At 59.2% G+C, this 1,863-nt stretch carries 3 protein-coding genes and 1 rRNA gene; 2 read left to right on the top strand and 2 right to left on the bottom strand.

The genetic code is table 11. The annotated features are described in order from the left end of the window. Positions 1–95 (top strand): 5S ribosomal RNA (rrf, locus tag K5905_RS14860); the annotation flags it as partial. Between the two features lie 119 nt (positions 96–214). After that, a complete protein-coding gene (locus K5905_RS14855; protein ID WP_022702251.1) occupies positions 215–664 on the top strand; it encodes an acetyltransferase in 450 nt (149 codons plus the stop codon). On the opposite strand, the gene K5905_RS14850 is transcribed toward K5905_RS14855, so the two are convergent. Together K5905_RS14850 and K5905_RS14845 are read right to left on the bottom strand one after the other, a co-directional pair. Further along, a complete protein-coding gene (locus K5905_RS14850; protein ID WP_022702250.1) occupies positions 627–1,064 on the bottom strand; it encodes a type II toxin-antitoxin system VapC family toxin in 438 nt (145 codons plus the stop codon). The genes K5905_RS14855 and K5905_RS14850 overlap by 38 nt on opposite strands. Beyond that, the gene (locus tag K5905_RS14845) at positions 1,061–1,315 is read right to left on the bottom strand and encodes a type II toxin-antitoxin system Phd/YefM family antitoxin (RefSeq protein ID WP_297585285.1); all 255 of its coding nucleotides are present in this window, start codon (positions 1,313–1,315) and stop codon (positions 1,061–1,063) included. Before K5905_RS14845 ends, K5905_RS14850 begins: the two co-directional genes overlap by 4 nt. Positions 1,316–1,863 lie beyond the last annotated feature (548 nt).

Below are 1,863 nucleotides of genomic sequence, written 5' to 3'. Positions count from 1 at the left end.
CTCCACACCCGTTCCCATCCCGAACACGGCCGTTAAGACCTTCTGCGCCAATGGTACTATGTCCTAAGGCATGGGAGAGTAGGTCGCCGCCCGGTCCGCTAGACACGATGCAAAAAATCATTCTCCGGTTTACATCAAAACATACAAAACCCCCGCGCCATCTGGCCGGGGGTTTTGTTGTTTCGCGAACCAGGCATGACCTCGGAGAGCCGTCATGATTGAAATCATTGCATCGCAGCCAGGGCATGGCGACCGAGTCATTGAGATCTGGCGCTCAGCCGTCGACGCTACGCATGACTTTCTCTCGCCCGAAGATCGCCAGTCCCTCGATCACGAGGTATCTGAGTTCCTGCCGCAAGCGCCGCTTTGGTTGGCGCGAGTGGAGGGGGATCTCATCGCCGGCTTCATGATGGTGACCGGCCGTCATATGGACGCGCTCTTCATTGACCCGGATCTACATGGCCGGGGTGTGGGCCGGTCACTCGTCGAGCATGCGATCACCCTGCACGGCGATCTCACAACAGATGTGAACGCGCAAAACCCCGGCGCCATAGCTTTTTACAAAGCTCTGGGGTTTGTTGAGACGGGGCGATCTGACCGGGACGATCAGGGGCGGGCCTATCCGATCATTCATCTTGCGCGGGGCGGGGCTCCCACGGATTGATCAGCGGGACTCCTGTGGGGATGAAGTCCTTTACATTGCGAGTCACGATCGACATGCCATGTTCCAGGGCGGTGGCCGCAATCAGCGCGTCCCGTTCTGAACGCGGGTCAGGCACATGCAGGTCTGCGCATCTCAAGGCGACGGCTTCGTTGATCGCTAACACACGTCCCGCGAAGGCCGGCCGGACATGCTCTTCCATCCAGCGTCTGAGCAGAGCGCCTTTCACATCATCCTTGCGGGCTATCCGAAGAATTCCGATCTCAAGCTCCATCAGGCTGATGACCGAGAGATAGAACTGTCCGGCATCCTTATCTGTCAGCCAGGCGACAAGGTTGGGATCGGCGCGCCCATCACCGACTTTTCTGAGTTCGGACACCACATTGGTGTCGAGCATCATCATGTCAGGTCAGGCACGTTGAGATCGAGCGTGACGCGCTCAGGCTCCAGCGCGATGTCTGACAGGCCCGGCAAGGCGAGCGCGTCGACCAGACTCACGTGCTGCGCGGTCAGTTGCTCATAGTCTTCGATAGACAAAAGAACATGGGCCGGCTTGCCGCGATCGGTGATGATCACGGGGCCTGTCTTGGACGCCCGCTTGGCGGCGCCGAGATCCTGATTCAGTTCGCGACTGCTGACTGTGGTGATCGACATGTCGGCCTCCAGAATTTGTGGTTACGTTACTACAAATGGGAAGTCGGATCAATGGAGGCAAGGCTGAACAGCATTCATTTCCCGGGCAAGCCAGGGACTGGCGCATCAATGGTTCGAAGAGATATTGGAGCGGCGCCGCCGGCGCGGGCTTGCGGTCGCCGTGAGAGCATTGGGAATGCGTAGGGGCAGGCGCCAAAAGGCGCCGGCGACTGCACACACGGCGTTGACCGCATCAGGGGAGGGGCGTACACACCGCCTCCCAGCGACGGGCTGCCCTGATTTCCTTCTGGATACGGAGCAGTTCTGAAGCGGGCGTCAGGATGACAAACGGGACTTCCCGCTTTGTCGATCGTTAACAGAGCGAAGACACACGCAAGTGAAGATCCTCTGCTAAACGGACTTGGCGAAGAGGGACGGGGTCTATAGACACCGCACCTCGCACTTTTGAGGGCGCGCCGCCGACTGCGGGGTTCCTGAGAAAGTCGATTGACGCAGAGCCGGACGGTCCTTACCAACCGCGTTCTTCGTTAAAGAGGCAGCTGCAGGAA

The sequence above is a fragment of the Roseibium sp. genome, from assembly GCF_025698965.1.
Classification (GTDB): Bacteria; Pseudomonadota; Alphaproteobacteria; order Rhizobiales; family Stappiaceae; genus Roseibium.
Note: the sequence above shows the minus strand (reverse complement) of the source record. Positions and strands in the feature narration are given on the sequence as shown.

Excerpts from the sequence above, each read along its gene's own strand:
- K5905_RS14845 (WP_297585285.1), bottom strand. The coding sequence starts at position 1,315 with ATGTCGATCACCACAGTCAGCAGTCGCGAACTGAATCAGGATCTCGGC.
- K5905_RS14855 (WP_022702251.1), top strand. The coding sequence starts at position 215 with ATGATTGAAATCATTGCATCGCAGCCAGGGCATGGCGACCGAGTCATT.
- K5905_RS14850 (WP_022702250.1), bottom strand. The coding sequence starts at position 1,064 with ATGATGATGCTCGACACCAATGTGGTGTCCGAACTCAGAAAAGTCGGT.